Here is a 17,082-nt window from a genome sequence, read left to right as displayed (position 1 = left end):
TGTACTTTTGTCGGAATATTCACGATAGCATCAAATCTGGAAAAATCCCTATCTAAAGATGAACTGGTAAAAATAGGTGGAATGAATGAGCTAAAACTAAGAAGGATTTTTACACAAGTTTTTGGAAAAGGAATGTACGAATATTACAATCATCTTCGTATGCAAAAAGCAGCAAGACTATTACAGCAGGAAAATCTTTCAGTTTCAGAAGTTGGCTATCAAGTAGGATTTAGCAACCTGAGTTATTTCGGAAGGTTGTTTGAAAAACACTTTGGATTAAAACCAAAGAAGTGGCAGGATAAAAATAGAATGTAAATACCTTATCCCTTTGCAAATTCTACTTTACCGGAAAAATCAGAGGTTGAGAGCTCCATTTTAAATATGCCATCTGAGTCGGTAACGGTACTTCCAATTAGTTTCCCTTTTTCAGATTTAAAATTCACAGATGTATTGCTTGCTTTTTCATTAGTGTCCCCCAATCTAATTACCCCCGATACAATTAGGTTTTCATACATGTTACTTTCATTCTCATCTGTGTAAGCTTGCACTTCAAATCCACCGCTGTTATATCGTTGCACTCTTCTGATAGGATCTTCACTATACATTCTCCGAGAACAACCAATAGTTATAAAAATTATAGATAATAAAACTGTAAAAAATCTGTTCATTAAAATCGATTCGATAAAAAAATTACTTTTATAAACAATAAAGATAAGATTACATTTTTAACATCCCGCAGGTTGACCGTGTTGAACTGTATCATTGTTTTCTACTTTATACTGTTCAGCTTTAATACGATCTATTATACTTTTATTTTCGTGTCCGAGAGCTTCATAAAAGCTTTAGGACCTGTTAATCCCTTCCAAGCCATATCATTGTAAAAGGCAGAATCGAATCCATTGTCTGCATAAAATATTTTAGCGACTATTTCTTCGCCAAAATCCGGCAAGAACAAAGGCATACTGATGTATATCGGAATTTGTGGGCTAAAAGGAGGGTTCCACCTTTTATTTTGATCTTCGTGTACATACGCTAGCCCTTTGAAGTTGCTCGTTGACCAATATTTACCAATAGATAAACCTATATGCCACAGCTCTTGTTCTTTCTTAAATATTTAGAACCATGATATATACGGTTTATGCAGATCAGCAGTATCAAGGCAGGAAGATCCCTCTGTTAGCAGTATTTATAATTGTAAAAAAAGATCACAAAAATAAAGTACAAAGAAGTGTAGTGACACTGAAAGATACAATTACCACAATTTGATTACTTATTTTTACTAAATAAATTAGTATTTTTGATCCATGAAACCTCTTGAAGTCTTTTGCCGAAATCGCGTTATGTATGTCCAAATGACTGTGCATGATAAAAGCATGGGCATGAAAGATTATCATCTTTACAACAAAAATGGGCTTGCTTTTTACGTTTTCAGGAAGTCTCAGGGAGTTTGGGAACTTGCGTTTGGAGAACTTGCAGATGATATAAAGGAAGCATGTATCGATGCACTGATCCTGCGATTCGATAGCGATGTACCGGAGCTATTTTACCACCATGGCGTGCGCCAGGTAGTCGAGGTACGCGCGAAAAAATACAGTCTTTGGCACATTTATCTGAACAATGCTTATGTAGGAAGTATCCAGCACGACAAGTATACTAAGAATTTCGATTATCATATTGAGGACAATAGCCTACTGACCGACGACCAAGTACAAAAATACATCGGAATGATTCAACACGGAGAGCTAAAATGGAGAAAAGATGATAATAGATAATTTCGAGATTATTTGCGCGTTTAACGCTACTTTTTTAACCGTTTTGTCGGTTTCTTTTTTTGTGGCTTTGCTGGTGTCTTAATTTTTTTCTGTACGGTTTCCATGCGTTTTCTCCAGCTGATGATCTGAGATTCTTCATATACAGGAAGGCCTTTATCGTTGAGGAGCCCCATAGATTTAGCTAAACTAAGACTGAGGCGTGCAGACATACTGTTTGCTTTCTTCCAGGTCTGTTGATCGTCTTTAAAATCCTTCTCATAGGCAGCAATAGCTTGCTTAATAATGGCTAGCTCCTTCTTATATTCTTTGAGCTTTCGATAAAGAATCATTAATCTGTTATATGCCCCTGCTTGTAGTGGGTCTTTACTTATGACCAAGTTGTAGCTTTTTATGGCATCTTCGGTTTTACCTTCGAGCTCCTGCAATCGTGCATTTTTTAACAGCTCATTTTTGGATTTCTTAATACCAGTCATATTTATTTTTATCTTTCAATACTATTCATACCTGTGCATGGTCAATACTTTAAGGGGCAAATTCCCGCTAATAAATAGTAGAGTCCTTGTAACCGGAATATCATAATTAAACTTGAGAAAAGTAATGAACAGATTAGCTAGCTCAAAGTTTCATCTCGGTTTCGGTCTACTTCTAGTAAAAGAAGAAGTTTGGCAATAGCGGGTTCCCTCCATTCTTCCGCAAGATCGCCCTCTATAAAACCAAAATCTTCATCTAGGATCATCTGGCAGCCATCCATCGTAATTCTGGCATATGGTCCGTTTTGCCCCTCCTGTCCTACTTCAAAATCACAATATTTTTCTACTCCTATGTTATTTGTCACCGGAATTCCAGTGAACGTTGCTATAGCTGCCATATTTTCATTTTTTATTTTTCAAATAATTTATAAGATCCTCACGACCATTACCAACGTTTTTAATTGCCTCTTCGACTTGCTGCCGGGTTACGCCAAGTTCTTTTGCCAAATAATCGACCTCATAAGATTCACCGCCAGCTACCTGATTGCGATCCCTTGCATCTTTTTTATTTTTATTGTCTGTCATAATAAAGTTTTTGGAATAGAACAACCGCCAACCAATAGAGTTTGAAAACTATCACTATTCTGATGTTGTTCTAAATACAAAAAGGAGGAATTATGCCTTGGTATAATGGAGATTATCCACCATCATATAAAAATCAACCGGTCAACATCCGGGAGAAAGCGACTGAAATCGCAAATGCTTTGCTTGAGGAAGGCGCCGAAGAAGGAATTGCCATAGCAACCGGCCTAAAAAAAGCGAGGGAGCATTTTAAAAAGGTAAAAGAGGAAAATAGAAAGTAAGGAAGCACAAATTATTAAAATCGACGACTATGCCAGAACTACCAGACCTACAGGCCTTCAGCAAAAATCTCACAAAAATGCTTAAAGGTAAAGTGCTTGAAAAAGCTGCCATTCACAACAAACAAAAGACCAAAGTCAGCCTGAATGATCTGCAAACTCTTGAAGGCAAAAAACTCATCAAAGTTTATCGGGAAGGTAAAAGGCTTTTTTTTGATTTTGGCAAAGATGCTATCTTGTCGATTCATCTCATGTTGCATGGCAAACTGATATATTCGGAGGACGAAAACCCAAAGTATGCATTAGTTTCCATGAAGTTTAAGGATGGTGGAACGCTATCCATTACCGACTTTCAGAAGATGGCACATATAGAATTGAATCCTGAACATGCAAAGGTGATGGATGCACTTTCTGAAAAGCTAAATCCAAAATTACTTTTCGGATTGCTGCAATCAAGCAAGGCCAAAATTAAAACTCTCCTGATGGACCAAAATGTCATTGGTGGTATTGGAAATGCCTACGCTGACGAAATCCTGTATGAAGCAGGGATATCACCACTTTCAATTTCAAACAAAATTCCCGAAAAGCAGGTACAACATCTTGCCAAAGCAATTAAGGAAGTACTGGAAAATGCCGAACAGCAGATTCTAAAAGAGCATCCTGAAATCATTAACGGTGAGATAAGGGACTTCATGAAAGTCCATAACAAAAATGCGAAGGTTGATGGTAAGGGTCATGAAATATTGCAAACCAAAATTAGCGGCAGAACTACTTATTACACAGAGCAACAAAAAGTTTTCGAATAGCACAGGATTCGACTAAAGAATTACTTATCTCAGTGAAGTTTTTTGGCACAGATCTGGTACGGAAATAGGAACAACTAATTGCATATGAATAATCTATATATTATCTTCTTTTTTTTAGTTCTCCAGGGCTGCACAATGCGTAAAAGTACAATGACACCGGTACAAAATGATAAGTCCAAAATATACAATGACAGCTCAATGCAACAAGACTATGTTTCCATTTTAGAAACAATTTTGTCTGACGATTCAGCTGGTATCAAACTGCAACGTGAAGGAGAACGAAGGGCGTTCATTCATAACAAGTTTATGAGAGATTCTATCTCATCATTGCATGACAGGAATTATGTTTTTTACAACGTCGATCCACAGAAGCTGATGAAAATACTGGATAACCAGCTCACAGATTCGCTGGATATGCTTAATCAGATGAACGAAAGGAAGGCAATCATCCCAATTCCAGACGCGATCAAAGCAGCGTACACTGTTGATGACGCCGATAAATACAGGATGGACCGCAACCAAAGCATTTATTACTTTCATCTTCCCATTATCGGGTATAACCGCAAAAAAGCATACGTGCCGGTCGACTATGTATGCGGCCCTTTATGTGGAAACGGTGATGCATTTCTGCTTGAAAAAGTGAATGGTAAATGGGTAATCATACAACGATTTTTTAACCTCTGGATCTCTTAAAAAAATGTAGTCACAATAATCTTTAAACAGAAGATATTCACGCCAAATAACCAAGCGGACTTATAGCCTAATGGACCTTATCACTTTCTATAAATACACTTCCCGACAAATAGCACTCGGGAACATTGGCTAATACATAATCAATGTCGAGAATATTAGGACGAGCTGTACTTCCATGCCCACAATACAAACTCCTGATCCAGGTATCTACGTCATCTACCCATATCGCCTTCCAGGTAATATTTTGTGGATCCTGGACAGTGACAGGTGAAATTAGCACATTATACCCCATCGCTCGCAGCGCGGTTAATACGACTCGGTTTACTTTGACAAATTTCATCTTCGAAAGCTATATACGGTTGTCTTTACTTTGGAACAGAAATACAACCCATATGGTTCAAACGTCATTAACTTTTTGTGCTTTGCAGCAGATCCTAATAAGTACTAAATCTGACTGATCGCTTGCATCGGATCCATTCCCGAATCAAGAGACTCGTGGTGGTTACTCCTTTTTATATACAACTATTAAAACTGTCCTGTATGAGTTTTATGAGGTGTAATCATACAGGAGAAATGCTTCGGAACATCATTTTTTGACTTTCTGATTTAGTTTTTATACCACTTTTAGTAATATTTTTTCAAATCACTAATTCTTTCAATATGGAGTTCTCTGGCCTGAGACCGCCGCATCATTAACGCATAAGCATTATTAAATCCTAAAGGTTTTAACCACTTGATGCCATACAGCTTCTGAAACTCATTGTTTACGTAATTATAGGTATCGGAAGGACTTTTGGATACGCTTCCTAATACCTGCTGATTTGGTTTTAACAACACCAAAAGGCCTGTTCCCGTGTACTCTACATAGCAATCAATGGCATCGCTCATCAAAGCATCAAAACATATTTTGGTCCCACCCAACCCCGTCTTTGTATCTACTTTATAATCGGTATGGCCTTCGATCAGAATTTTGTATATCGCAGCCAAAATATATTGTTCTGCAAAAATTTTTGAACCTACCTTTATCGTACCGGCGCTCCCAGAACCAGTTGGCTTATAAAGATTGTTGTGCAGCAGAAAGTCCTTTGCAATATGTTCTGGCGTCTGCTTCAAAAAATCTGCTTTATAATTGAGCTCCGTCATGACCGAATCATTGAACTTATCTGCCAGCAGGTTCATTGTCTCTTCCAGCTTGGGGAATTTCTGAAGGGTTGCCGTCTTGATGATCGGTGAAGCAAAATAAGGTGGGAAAATCTTCTTGTCATCTGCCAGCACAAACAGGTCGTATGCCTTGATCCGCCCATCGGTGGAGTATCCGCTAATGAGATCAAGATCTTTTTCATAAGCGGCTTTATACATAATTGCATCGCTGACAACAAGTGGGTTGACCTGAAGATCATAGATACTGCGAAGTCCCAGATCACCGTCCTGACGTCCCATAAACTCTGGTGTGAAACCTGCCTTGATGCGACTGTCATTGGACCTCATAGCCATATAAAGCATACTTAAAAAGCACATTGCGGTGAATATGCCCAATATAATATAGGTTTGTCGACTTTTGATATTTACCAGGGAATATTGGATTAGTGCAATGCCTTTGTCCAAGAGGATTGCTAATAATGCTGCAGGAATAGCGCCGGCCAAGATCATGTTGGAGTTGTTAAGGGATATACCGCCAAAAATAAATTCACCCAAGCCCCCGGCGGCAACAAATGATGCCAAGGTTGCTACGCCAACATTGATCACTGCCGCTGTACGTACGCCTGCGATAATCACTGGCATGGCAAGTGGAAGTTCTACTTTGAGGAGCAGTTGCCAATCGGTCATACCCATCGCTTTCGCTGCCTCTACGATACTGGAACCAACTCCTGTAATGCCGGTAAAGGAATTCCGGATAATGGGTAAGAGAGCGTAGATAAATAGTGCAATAATGGCGGGAATGGCTCCGATACCCAGAACCGGAATAAGAAAACCCAACAATGCAATACTCGGTACAGTTTGCAAAACACCTGCAAAACCTAAAATAATAGCAGCAAATTTTCTCTTTCTCGAGATCAGTACCCCTAGAGGCACTCCGATAAGAATGGCAAATACCAAAGATAAAAATGTAAGCCCGAGATGTTGGCCAATCTGGGTCAATAGCTTGTCCTGTTGTTCGAGAATAAATTGCCAAAAACTTTGCGCCGTCATACCACTTGTTGTTTTCGATAGTTGTTAAATGCGCCCACTAGCGTTTCATAGGCTTGCGCCGTATCTGTATGCATACTCAGAACCTGGGTGGCATGCCATAAATCTGTGCTCAATGTAAATCCATAACGCGAGATAAAAGGATCTATCGCCGTAATCCCTTGTAGTTCTTGTAAGGTAGTCACTTTATACTCCAATAGTAGGCGATTTTCGGCGAAGAAATTGGCTACAAATTCATTTGCAGGTCTATATAACAGTTCTTTTGGCGTTCCGATCTGCACGATTTTCCCCTTGTCCATTAAGCAGATCCGCTGTCCAAGTTCGAAAGCCTCAGACACATCGTGCGTAACGAGGATGATCGTCTTACTGCGTATCTCCTCCAAGGATCTGAATTCTGCGTGGATATCTGCTTTGGTTATATTATCCAGTGCTCCGAATGGCTCGTCCATTAATAGAATAGGTGAATCGGCGATCAGTGCCCTAGCAATGCCTACGCGCTGTTGTTGCCCTCCACTCAGTTCATGGGGATAACCTTGTTGGATCTCCTCGCCCAAGTTTAATTTGTGAAGTAGCTCCGCAGTACGCATGCTTATTTTCTTTTTTTCCCATTTCAACAATTCTGGAACTACAGCAATATTGCGTGCAACGGTATAGTGCGGAAAAAGGCCGGCATGCTGCATGACAAAACCAATTTGCCTACGTAAATCATGGATGCCTCTTTCTCTGATATCTTTGCCAGCAATAAAGATCTGGCCTTTATCGGGTTCGATAAGCCTATTGATCATTTTTAGGGTTGTCGTCTTTCCACAACCGCTGGTTCCTAGCAGAACAAGAACTTCGCCTTGATTGGCCTGAAGGGAAATCTGATCGACTGCGGCCTTTCCATTAAAGAATTTTGAAATGGAGACGATATCTATCATATTATCTCGCGAGTCTAATACCTGTAAATTGCCACTGCAGTGCCGTCTGAAAAAAGTTTCGGTACGTTTTGCGGCTATGATCTTTAGGTGTTGCAATGGAGGCTCCACGCAAGACCATCTGGTTAACCATAAATTTTCCGTTATATTCACCCACGGCGCCAGCCTCCTTTTTAAATCCGGGATAAGGAAGATATGCAGAATTGGTCCACTCCCACCGCTGTCCCCAATTGAGATGATCTGCCGCAACCTCCCACTCTGCCTCTGTCGGAAGCCGCATTCCCCTCCAGGCTGCAAATGCGGAAGCTTCATAAAAGTTGACATGGCAAACTGCATCTTCCAAGTCTATTTCCATCAACCCCGCTAAGGTATAATTCATCCATTGTCCATCCATCAAATGCCAATATAAGGGAGCCTGAGCCTGATGCTGTTTTACCCAGTCCCAACCTTCGGAATGCCAATACCGGAAATCGTCGTACCCACCATCTTCCATGAAAGCAATGTATTCCTTATTTGTCACCAAATCACTCGCGATTTCAAAGTCATTCAAATAGACCTTATGTCTTCCTTTCTCATTATCAAAACAGAAACCTGAACCTTCATATCCGATTTCATAAATCCCAGCACCAAATTGGACATACGTTGATTCGGCAGCCGCATAACTGACAGGAGCTTTTGTACTGCCGTAGGCAGGAAAAAGGGGATTGTGCCCCAGTATATATTTGATATCCGTAAGCAGCAATTCTTGATGTTGCTGTTCGTGATTTAATCCTAGCACAAAGATGTCAAGGAGATCATTTGTCAAAAACCCACCATCCAAAAACTCAATCATGGACTTGTCCACACATTTGCGATATCTATAGATGTCTGCAACGGAAGGTCTGCTCAGATTTCCTCGATCTGTACGAATCACCCGAGCTCCTATTGTTTCATAGTAACTATTGAACACAAAATTGTATTCAGCGTCGAATGGCTGATAGTTTGGCAAATGCGGAAGTAAAATAAATGTTTCGAAAAACCAGGTGGTATGTCCAAGATGCCATTTCGGAGGACTAACCTCTCCTATGGGCTGAACAACATAATCCTCAGTTTCCAATGGTTGGCAAATTTCTTCGGAATAAGCCCGTATAGCAAGATAGCTATCGATCCATTTTTGCTTTTCGGACATTTCGATAAGCGCATTTTGTATATTTTTCATAAATAAAACTTATTAGGACACCCTCCATACCGAATCAACAAACCATCCTTTGCTGTCTTCAACATTTGCGATCAGCTGAAATCCTGCTATAGAAGCCATTCGCTGTATTTCCTCAGGAGCATATTTCTGAGAAATTTCCATGTCAATTAATTCATTTTCCTTAAAAAAAATAGACTCGCCTTTGATATGGACATGTTGATTGGTTAGACTGACCAAGAAACTGCGGCAGGCTCCGGAGATTGGATCGTAGGATTGATAATGCTGAAAATATTGGGTATCAAAATCAGCTTCAAGTTCCCGGTTGATGCGATTCAGTAAATTGATGTTGAAGGCCGACGTGATTCCGGTTTTATCGTTATAGGCAGAAAGAACGGTGTGTGGATTTTTTTTGAGATCAAAACCGATTATAATAATATCACCGGGGCTTAGTTTACGGCGGATTTCGGCACAAAAAAAGTGGGCTTCGTCCATATCCATATTGCCGATATTACCACCTAAAAATAAAACTACTTTTCGCCGTTCGGAAATTTTCATCGCCTGGTCAAGCATTTCAAAGTACTCTCCCTCCAACGGTACGATGTCTAAAGTTGGAATGTCACGATGTAATTTTTCGCCTAATACCGCAAGAATATTGCCCGATATATCGATAGGCATGTAGGAGTACGTGTTATGATGTGCACTGAGATGGGTTAACAGATGACTTGATTTAAGGGCATCACCTGCCCCCAGCTCTATCAGGTCGAAATCGGATTCATCAGTTGTGATGAAATCTGCTAACTCAGCAGTTTTTGTGCGAAATATTTCAAGCTCGCAGTTGGTCAGATAATATTCGGGCATATGCATGATATCCTGAAAAAGTCGATCGCCAATGGGATCATAAAAATACTTTGAAGATAATTTCTTCGGATAAGTATTTAAACCTTCTACCACTTCCTTGTGAAAAACCCCTTCATACTTTTCGATCTCAGGTGAAGCACTAATTACTGGTAGAACATTATTTAATTGTAAACTCATAACTCTATGGTATTTGCGGTCTTTGTTACAGAAATATAACAGGAAAAATGAGCGAATAGTTTCGGAATAATCCAATCTGTGAAAATGGTCGAAACAGCAAATGGCCAGCCTGGATTAAGGCGGCGACGTTATGCTGATTTACAATTGAATTTCTCGATTCGGAGGAAATCCTACTATTTAAAAAAGGCTGATCATAAGATCAGCCTCTAAAACACTCATCACAATAAAACATACTAATCGTGCCCTTCAGTCTTAACAATCTTGTTGTAAATACCTAATAATAAAAACGGCGCCGCCCACTGGCCGACAAACAGTGCATTATTGTCGTCTTTTGTTTTGCAACATTTTAATGCTGCTGAAATTCCCATCGCTGCCAGCGAAGCTGCTAAAAATAAAATCGATGGAATTTTAGAAGTTTGGTTTTCTACCTCTCTTGTTACTTTGTCTTCATTTCCTGTTGTAAGTGCCATAATATATATACTTTGGTTTATTATTGAACTATTTTCAAGAGGAAATGGTTTAAATTTAAACAAAAAAAGGTCGAGACGCTAATTCTCGACCTTAACATGATACGTAATATTGATAATGGAGGACTAAAATAACTATTTGGTACATAGCTTTGTTTAGAATAAAGTGCTAAAAGGAGGAAGCTTAATCCCTATTGTTTTATAGGTTTTTACAAGAGTTTGGCATATCAACCTAGATAGCGTCGAAATAGTCAATTCAATAGTAGCTGGTTTTAGGGATCCTAAAAATAATTGTTACTAACGGTGAACGAATTTCACTTGGTGCTGTTCTAATCAGCATGGTTACGTCACGTGCATCACATATACAATCAATATATTATGAAAATAGCAGTGCTAGCTCATTTAAAACATCCCATCCGCAAACCATTTATGGGCGGGTTGGAAGCCTTTACATACGAAGTAACTAAACTTTTACTGCAAAGGGGACACGAGGTTACCTTGTTTGCCAGTGAGCATTCCGATCCTTCTCTAAATGTGCATGCTATCCTTAGCGATGTAGATTACGATATGGAGACATTAAGTAGATTTCGCTCGCATGAATTGAGTGAAGATTTTATATCGACACATCACGCCTATCTGGAGCTGATGCAGGAGATAGACCAATATGATTTTGATGTTATATTTAACAATAGCCTAAATTACGTACCCATTACAATGGCGACCTTAGCGGAAACACCGATGGTAACAGTATTGCATACACCTCCTATTTTTGAGATGAAAAAAGCTATTATGGCAGCAAACAGATACAACAAAATGACTTATGTATCTGTCTCGCAAACAAATGCATCAATGTGGGAGCCCTATATACCCAATTGTAAGGTCGTACACAATGGAATTGATTTGAATAAATGGAGCTATATAGCAAATAACTCTGGAGAGTATGCATTATGGTTTGGCAGAATTCATCCCGATAAAGGAACCCATTTCGCAATAGCAGCTGCAAAATTGGCCGGAAGACCTATCAAAATCGCAGGCTCGGTCGCAGACAAACATTATTTCGAAACTTTTGTCAAACCGCTTCTCGATGAAAACGCTGAATGGGTAGAGCATTGCACACACGAACAACTTAATGAACTAATCGGAAATGCGGCAGTAAGTGTGATTACCCCCTGCTGGGAAGAACCTTTCGGTTTGGTTGTTGCTGAAAGCTTAGCATGCGGAACGCCAGTCGCTGGCTTTGCGAGAGGAGCGCTACCAAAAATTGTGACAAAAGAAACTGGATGTCTTACAGCGTCCTGCTCAGTGACAGAATTGGCTAATTGCATAAACGATGCAGCACAGCTTAGTCGCAAAGCATGCCGAGTGCATGCTGAATCATCATTGGATATACAGCATATGGTATCTTCCTACGAAAATATATTTGCTCAAGTAATCAAAAAATGTGCAGATAAATATGTCTTATAAATATGCTTTTTACATTCACCACCATGGGTCTGGTCATCTTACTCGTGCCTTAGCTATAGCTGCGCAACTACCCGCTGATGAAGTGGTTTTCCTCGGTAGTTCATTAGAAACTTATAAAGATTTAATACCAAAAGGTATTCGTTCAATCGAATTGCCATTTGATATTCCCGCCAATAGCGATCGGGATTGGGCTGCTAGTGACCTGAGTTTTTTACATTATGCTCCCGTGAATGTGAAGGGTATAATAAATAGAAATTACCTTATAACAGAATTTTTTGCAAAGCACAACCACTGTTTACTAATCGTTGATGTTTCGGTCGAGATAACTTTACTTGCGCGTCTCTGTGGGATACCAACAGTAGTCGTAAGACAACATGGCAACCGCTCCGACTTAGCACACTTAATGGCTTATGAAAGCGCTTCTTTTGTGTTGGCACCATACGCAAAATCAATGGCTCAAGATATTGAAAGCGATTTTGCGCATAAAACATTTTATTCAGGTGGCTTCTCCAAATATAGCGGCATGTCGGTTGAGAACAATACGAGTGCGGACGATCAAATAGCGATGTTCTTTGGACGAGGTGGCACATGTTTCGATTGGAAGCTCATCGCTCAAATTCGGAAAGATTTACCTGAAACATCCAGCCTACATATACTCGGCACAATACCAGATTATCACGCTATTAGTGGAGTCAGCTATTATGGCAATTCAAAAACTGCATACGATATATTAAAAAATTGCGGCATCGTGATAAGCAATGCGGGACACAACTGCGTGATGGAATTGGGCGACTTAAGAAAAAAAGTTATTTGCGTACCTGCGGAAAGGCCTTTTGAAGAGCAAAAAATAAAAGCCAAGCTACTGCAAAATGCTGGTGTAGCGACGATAATAGAAGAGCAAGCTTTACATCAGGTCAATTGGTCCCACATCATTGAAAACGCAAAAAAATTAAAGGTCGAAGCATGGGAAAAATTGATGAACCCAAAAGCGACCATCGAAATTGCTGCGCGCCTTAAGAAATTGCATTCAAATCTATTTAAAACTTTATATAAATAATATGTACTCTACCGCTTCCATTTCTGTATTGACGATCGTACATAAACGCCATGACGCGCTAATAAACCTGATGAATGGGCTCGCAAAAAATTCTATTCTACCCACAGAGCTGATCATTGTCTATATCAATGAACGTGCCTACCCACTCAAAGACGAATATCCCTTTAAGATAAAGTCCTTGGAAATAGATACAACAGGTGAATTAAATTTGGCCAAAGCAAGAAATACGGCTATAAAAAGTTCGAGTTCTTTATTTAATATCTTTTTAGACGTAGATTGTATTCCGGCAGATGATTTAATAGAACAGTATCTGCCCTATTCAACAAAAAATATTTTAATAAGCGGCCGGGTAAGGTATTTAAAAAAAGGCTTTGCAGATAAACTTGGATGGATGTCGCAGTTGATGCAAAACAGCAGGCCGGATCCTGTCAGGAAAGATGTAGATCAATTTAGTTATGAACTTTTTTGGTCCCTCAATTTTGCGTGTACCAAAGAGACTTTCCATAAAATTGGAGGATTTGATCAAAATTATATTGGATATGGAGCTGAAGATACCGATTTTGGTTTCAGTGCGAGGAATAATGGGGTTGCTCATATCACGATCGACGCATTGGCCTACCACCAATATCATCCAAGTTATAATCCCCCTTTAAACCACTTCAAACCAATTGTCATCAACGCTAATCAATTTTTCCTAAAATGGAGAGTTTGGCCAATGATGGGATGGTTAACTAAATTTAATGAGTGCGGATATATATCCTTCAAAAACAATAAAATAACCATTGTTCGAGAGCCTTCAAAACAAGAAATTGCGGCCAGCCTCATTGAATAGGAAACAGGTCAAGGTTATTCTCGGACATTTAAAGAACCGTCCTTGTCAACTATTATCGGATTATAATTCGCAACAAATTAAAAAAAATATTGATAACATATTTTCAACATATTTAAATTTCCCCAAAATGCATTTAAATCCTACGATATCCACATTTAACCATGTCGTTTTGCATACACTTTTTGGCAAAGTTAAAAAAAGTACTTTGATTAATTTTGACCAAATACTTAGAAATGAAAAACTTTATAAAGTTATTACTGCTTTTAATGGTTATGATGACTACTTTATCAACTCAATCCATGGCACAAAAGAAAGATGTAAATGTCTTGGTCCTTATTTACTCCGATAACGGTGGGACTTTAGAATTAGCAAAAGAATTTGCTAAAGGCTTAGAAAAAAACTCAAATGTTCGATCAGTAATTAAACAAGTAAAGCATTCGGACAATCCAATTTTAAAAACTATCCCAGTTGTTAGTATGGAGGAACTTTCATCATATGATGGTATCGCGTTTGGCTCTCCGGTGTATTTTGGAAATATTAGTACCGGCATGAGCGAATTTTTCTCCAAAACAACAGATCTATGGGCGAAACACGCACTTGAAGGAATGCCTGCCAGCGTATTTATGTCTGCGGGTACCGGAGCAGGACGTGAACTTGCCTTACAGTCGTTTTGGAATACTCTTGCGGTTCATGGAATGATACTTGTTTCAAATGGCATACGCTCAAATGACAAAATTGACAGATCAATTGCTCAGGGCAATTCTGTTTTAGGAACCACGAGCTTGGTAGGTATAAAAAATGTGCCACGTCCGAGCTCCGATGAACGCCTTCTTGCCGAAGATCAGGGGAAAACTTCGGGAAGGTTGCAAAGGCCTTACAAGGAACATTTCACAAAGAATCCGCTCCTATTGAACAAAAAAACAATAATGATATAAATCAGGAACTGATCAATAAAAAAATTATCCTGCCTGATGTTCCAAAACCTGCTGGAAATTATCAGCCATTTGTACGTACCGGAAACCTGGTATTTATCAATCAATATGCATTAAAGGATGGGAAATTACAATACCCCGGAAAACTCGGTAAAGACGTGGATGAAAGGCAGGTTAAGGAAGCGACACGTACCACAATGCTCAATGTTTTGGGAGTATTAAAAAATGCTGTGGGAGGCGATCTTAACCGCATAAAAAAATGTGTTCAGTTAACTGGGTACTTTAATGTAACTGATGACTATACCAAACATGCTGACCTCATGAACGCTGCATCAGATTTGGTTGTAGAAGTATTTGGTGAAAAAGGAAAACACGCCAGGGCAACGGTGGGAGCCTCGTCACTCCCAGGAAATAGTTCAGTCGAAATACAGGCTATATTCGAAATTGAATAGATTCCATCGGTGTCCCTGAAAAATGCTTTCCGATACGATCTAGTCAAATTAAAATCTCTATCTCCTGTGCTTTGGCGTTAATAGAGATTAATAAAATATACTTCATACGGAGACACTTATCTAATTTGATTTATAAATAAAAACCCGTACATTCAACGGAAATTAACCTCTTTCCATTATGCAAAGTAACAATTGGTTCAACCGGTTTAAATACATCCAGCGAAAAAGGGTATTTTGGTTAATTACGCTATTAACTATTTTTCATCATACAAGCTTCGCGCAAAAAGATCCGCAGCTCAGGGAAGCACTGTCTATCATGACAAAAGCATCTATTTCTGGAGATATCGAAGGTATAAGTCAAACATCGCCCCGCATAATTGAAAGCATGGGCGGGATAGATCAGGCAAAAAAACTGACCAAGGAACTCTATTCATCTCTTATAAAATATGGGGTTAAAATTGATTCCACGATCAATTATGTCGATATAGATGTCTCAAAAATTTATGGGATAGCCTACTGCTTTATTCCTCAGGTATTGGTAATGTCTATGCCTGAAAAAGGCAAAATGGCTATTACTTCGGCTTACTTATTAGCGTTAAAAGAGGACGAAACCAAAAAATGGACTTTTATTAATTTCAATAAAATGGATCAGGAAAAGATCAATTTGTTTCTTCCTGAATTTAACGGCAAGATTTCTCTTCCTCCGGGTCTAGAAAAAAAAACCTTAGTCGTGAAGAAAGAAGAGGTAGCTAAAACTGTCGATCATCTAATGAAACTTATAGATGAATCTGTCAAAGAAAATAAATAGTTTTAAGTCATTTCCCGTCAATCTTCGGAAATTCACTAAACCTGCTATGATTTTTTTGTTTCACCTCAGGTCCCAATTGCTAAGGGAAATGTACTGTAGACTACTCCAGAAAATTCATCTTATACTCAGCTAAAATCTGCGTATTTTTAGGATTAATAAAATTCCTTTCATCGCACGAAAAGAGGAATCAAAAAGACCTTTCCGCAATTGCGGAAAGGTCTTTTTGATAATCTCAATATCGAAATGGAGGTTAATATTCCTCCATATAATGGAATCCTATGTTGTTTGGCGTTATGTTCCTCCTTCTACTCATACTTTTTGTTGCGATTTTATAGGAATCTAACGTGTTCCTAAATCTTTCGCATGCATACTGCCTACCCCCAAAATACAATTGAAAATAAAGGGCATTCGGATGAAAAGACAATTCAATTAAACTCCAGCTTCTTTATCAGTAAAAATCTGGACTCCTGCTTTCTTTTCAATTAACTGTAACGGATATAGTTCAGGATTATATACACCATGAAGAACTTGATTCAAAGCGTTTTTCTTGGATTTGCCAAATGTAACAATTAGAATATTTTCAGCTTTATTGATGATAGGTTCAGTCAACGTAATTCTAAACATTTCCTGTGGCTTTAGATAGTAGGCATCAACCCATTTTCCTTTTTCTTGTAGGATCTTTTCACCTGGAAACAGAGAGGCAGTGTGGCCATCATCCCCCATTCCTAATAGGATGAAATCAAAAATACCGTCAGCTCCCAAAACATTTCTGATTTGCGCTTCGTATTCTTTAGCGTAATTTTCAGGCTCAATTCCCTCTTTATACATGGGGAAAATCTGATTTTTATTGACTGGAACTTTATTCAAAAGTACTTCCAAAGTCATCTTAAAATTACTTTTCTCATCTTCAAGAGAAACCCATCTTTCATCTACCCAAAAAAAATGGATTTTCTCCCAAATTATTTTATCGGCATATTCAGGAGTAGCTAATAAACTAAAAATAGCTTTCGGTGAAGAGCCACCACTCAACGCAACCACAAATTTATCATGCTTCTGGATTGCTTTTTTCGAAAGCTCAACAAATGTATCTGCTGCTTCTTTATATAAAGCATCCAGATTATCAAATATCGTAATATTCATTTTCTTTTAATAG

The 17,082-nt window shown here is 38.8% G+C and carries 22 protein-coding genes; 11 read left to right on the top strand and 11 right to left on the bottom strand.

Annotated elements, in window-relative coordinates:
* Positions 1–315, top strand: a 315-nt coding sequence (locus B2O97_RS20645) for a helix-turn-helix domain-containing protein (protein WP_286768053.1), incomplete at its 5' end; no start/stop codon positions are given.
* A gap of 5 nt (positions 316–320) precedes the next feature.
* Here the strand turns inward: B2O97_RS20645 and B2O97_RS20640 are convergent.
* Positions 321–668 carry a hypothetical protein gene (locus B2O97_RS20640; RefSeq protein ID WP_139145060.1) on the bottom strand — a complete coding sequence of 116 codons (348 nt, stop codon included), beginning with the start codon at positions 666–668 and terminating at the stop codon, positions 321–323.
* Positions 669–1,379: 711 nt separating this feature from the next.
* Here B2O97_RS20640 and B2O97_RS20635 point away from each other — a divergent pair.
* A complete protein-coding gene (locus B2O97_RS20635) occupies positions 1,380–1,772 on the top strand; it encodes a hypothetical protein (protein WP_139145061.1) in 393 nt (130 codons plus the stop codon).
* Positions 1,773–1,798: 26 nt separating this feature from the next.
* Here B2O97_RS20635 and B2O97_RS20630 read toward each other — a convergent pair whose 3' ends face one another.
* From B2O97_RS20630 to B2O97_RS20620, 3 genes are all read right to left on the bottom strand, one after another.
* Positions 1,799–2,245, bottom strand: a complete 447-nt coding sequence (locus B2O97_RS20630; protein WP_286768052.1) for a tetratricopeptide repeat protein — start codon at positions 2,243–2,245, stop codon at positions 1,799–1,801.
* A 137-nt stretch (positions 2,246–2,382) separates the two neighbouring features.
* Positions 2,383–2,640, bottom strand: coding sequence for a hypothetical protein (locus tag B2O97_RS20625; protein ID WP_070568425.1), 258 nt, complete (start codon positions 2,638–2,640; stop codon positions 2,383–2,385).
* A 4-nt stretch (positions 2,641–2,644) separates the two neighbouring features.
* Positions 2,645–2,827, bottom strand: coding sequence for a DUF3606 domain-containing protein (locus B2O97_RS20620; RefSeq protein ID WP_070568428.1), 183 nt, complete (start codon positions 2,825–2,827; stop codon positions 2,645–2,647).
* 92 nt (positions 2,828–2,919) lie between these two features.
* Between B2O97_RS20620 and B2O97_RS20615 the strand changes: the two genes are divergently transcribed.
* From B2O97_RS20615 to B2O97_RS20605, 3 genes are all read left to right on the top strand, one after another.
* Positions 2,920–3,105, top strand: a complete 186-nt coding sequence (locus B2O97_RS20615) for a hypothetical protein (protein ID WP_070568431.1) — start codon at positions 2,920–2,922, stop codon at positions 3,103–3,105.
* A 29-nt stretch (positions 3,106–3,134) separates the two neighbouring features.
* Positions 3,135–3,908, top strand: coding sequence for an Fpg/Nei family DNA glycosylase (locus B2O97_RS20610; RefSeq protein WP_070568434.1), 774 nt, complete (start codon positions 3,135–3,137; stop codon positions 3,906–3,908).
* An 84-nt stretch (positions 3,909–3,992) separates the two neighbouring features.
* Entirely contained in the window at positions 3,993–4,601 is a 609-nt protein-coding gene (locus tag B2O97_RS20605) for a hypothetical protein (RefSeq protein ID WP_147282029.1), read from the top strand.
* Between the two features lie 67 nt (positions 4,602–4,668).
* Here the strand turns inward: B2O97_RS20605 and B2O97_RS20600 are convergent, their stop codons facing one another.
* From B2O97_RS20600 to B2O97_RS20575, 6 genes are all read right to left on the bottom strand, one after another.
* A complete protein-coding gene (locus B2O97_RS20600) occupies positions 4,669–4,941 on the bottom strand; it encodes a hypothetical protein (protein ID WP_070566451.1) in 273 nt (90 codons plus the stop codon).
* 284 nt (positions 4,942–5,225) lie between these two features.
* Positions 5,226–6,791 carry an ABC transporter permease/substrate-binding protein gene (locus B2O97_RS20595; RefSeq protein ID WP_070566449.1) on the bottom strand — a complete coding sequence of 522 codons (1,566 nt, stop codon included), beginning with the start codon at positions 6,789–6,791 and terminating at the stop codon, positions 5,226–5,228.
* A complete protein-coding gene (locus B2O97_RS20590) occupies positions 6,788–7,708 on the bottom strand; it encodes an ABC transporter ATP-binding protein (RefSeq protein ID WP_070566447.1) in 921 nt (306 codons plus the stop codon). The genes B2O97_RS20595 and B2O97_RS20590 overlap by 4 nt, the downstream gene beginning before the upstream one ends.
* Before the next feature lies 1 nt (position 7,709).
* Positions 7,710–8,903, bottom strand: coding sequence for an ergothioneine biosynthesis protein EgtB (gene egtB, locus B2O97_RS20585; RefSeq protein WP_175442001.1), 1,194 nt, complete (start codon positions 8,901–8,903; stop codon positions 7,710–7,712).
* Positions 8,904–8,915: 12 nt separating this feature from the next.
* Complete coding sequence (locus B2O97_RS20580) at positions 8,916–9,917, bottom strand: L-histidine N(alpha)-methyltransferase (RefSeq protein ID WP_115048238.1); 1,002 nt, start codon at positions 9,915–9,917, stop codon at positions 8,916–8,918.
* Between the two features lie 233 nt (positions 9,918–10,150).
* Positions 10,151–10,387, bottom strand: coding sequence for a hypothetical protein (locus B2O97_RS20575; RefSeq protein ID WP_070566443.1), 237 nt, complete (start codon positions 10,385–10,387; stop codon positions 10,151–10,153).
* A 375-nt stretch (positions 10,388–10,762) separates the two neighbouring features.
* Here B2O97_RS20575 and B2O97_RS20570 point away from each other — a divergent pair, with 375 nt between their 5' ends.
* The 6 genes from B2O97_RS20570 to B2O97_RS20545 all read left to right on the top strand — a co-directional run bounded on the left by B2O97_RS20570 (position 10,763) and on the right by B2O97_RS20545 (position 15,929).
* Complete coding sequence (locus tag B2O97_RS20570) at positions 10,763–11,848, top strand: glycosyltransferase family 4 protein (RefSeq protein ID WP_070566440.1); 1,086 nt, start codon at positions 10,763–10,765, stop codon at positions 11,846–11,848.
* On the top strand, positions 11,838–12,905 hold the full coding sequence (locus B2O97_RS20565) for a glycosyltransferase (RefSeq protein WP_112374591.1): 1,068 nt from the start codon (positions 11,838–11,840) through the stop codon (positions 12,903–12,905). Before B2O97_RS20570 ends, B2O97_RS20565 begins: the two co-directional genes overlap by 11 nt.
* 1 nt (position 12,906) lies before the next feature.
* Positions 12,907–13,737, top strand: coding sequence for a glycosyltransferase family 2 protein (locus B2O97_RS20560; protein WP_070566436.1), 831 nt, complete (start codon positions 12,907–12,909; stop codon positions 13,735–13,737).
* A gap of 233 nt (positions 13,738–13,970) precedes the next feature.
* Entirely contained in the window at positions 13,971–14,672 is a 702-nt protein-coding gene (locus tag B2O97_RS20555) for an NAD(P)H-dependent oxidoreductase (protein WP_286768051.1), read from the top strand.
* Positions 14,645–15,121, top strand: coding sequence for a RidA family protein (locus tag B2O97_RS20550; RefSeq protein ID WP_312440724.1), 477 nt, complete (start codon positions 14,645–14,647; stop codon positions 15,119–15,121). The genes B2O97_RS20555 and B2O97_RS20550 overlap by 28 nt, the downstream gene beginning before the upstream one ends.
* Positions 15,122–15,299: 178 nt before the next feature.
* Positions 15,300–15,929, top strand: a complete 630-nt coding sequence (locus B2O97_RS20545; RefSeq protein WP_286768050.1) for a hypothetical protein — start codon at positions 15,300–15,302, stop codon at positions 15,927–15,929.
* Positions 15,930–16,358: 429 nt separating this feature from the next.
* Here B2O97_RS20545 and pgl read toward each other — a convergent pair whose 3' ends face one another.
* Positions 16,359–17,069 (bottom strand): 6-phosphogluconolactonase, encoded by a 711-nt coding sequence (pgl, locus tag B2O97_RS20540; RefSeq protein WP_070566430.1) that lies wholly within the window; start codon positions 17,067–17,069, stop codon positions 16,359–16,361.
* Positions 17,070–17,082: the final 13 nt, after the last annotated feature.

The sequence above is a fragment of the Sphingobacterium sp. UBA865 genome, from assembly GCF_002295765.1.
GTDB classification, from domain to species: Bacteria; Bacteroidota; Bacteroidia; order Sphingobacteriales; family Sphingobacteriaceae; genus Sphingobacterium; species Sphingobacterium multivorum.
This window is presented reverse-complemented; position numbering and strand designations above follow the sequence as displayed.